This is a genomic window from Pseudomonas sp. HY13-MNA-CIBAN-0226, assembly GCF_040310305.1.
GTDB classification, from domain to species: Bacteria; Pseudomonadota; Gammaproteobacteria; order Pseudomonadales; family Pseudomonadaceae; genus Aquipseudomonas; species Aquipseudomonas gregormendelii.
Genome location: NZ_JBEOPS010000111.1, coordinates 1 through 345 on the forward strand (window position 1 = coordinate 1; position 345 = coordinate 345).

Sequence of the window (345 nt, forward strand, 5' to 3'; positions counted from 1 at the left end):
GCCTTGGCCAGCAGGTCCACTTCATAGGGAATCCAGCCGCCTTCCGGGCCGATGGCCAGGGTCACCGGTTCTTCCAGGGCTCGGGGGCAAGCCGGGTAATCGCCCGGATGGCCGATCAGACCCAGGGTGCCAGCCGCCATGGCCGGCAGCCGGTCTTCGACAAACGGCTTGAAGCGTTTCTCGATAATGATCTCGGGCAGTACCGTGTCCCGCGCTTGTTCCAGGCCGAGAATCAGTTGCTCGCGCACCGCTTCAGGCTCCAGGAACGGGGTTTGCCAGAAGCTTTTTTCCACCCGGTAGCTGTTGACCAGTACCACCTTGGGCACGCCCATGGCCGCCACTGTT

At 63.2% G+C, this 345-nt stretch carries 1 protein-coding gene; it reads right to left on the bottom strand.

Going from position 1 to position 345, the window contains the following annotated elements; genetic code table 11:
* The coding region (locus AAEZ05_RS27990) for a 16S rRNA (uracil(1498)-N(3))-methyltransferase (protein WP_350649813.1) at window positions 1-345 on the bottom strand (345 nt) is incomplete at both ends.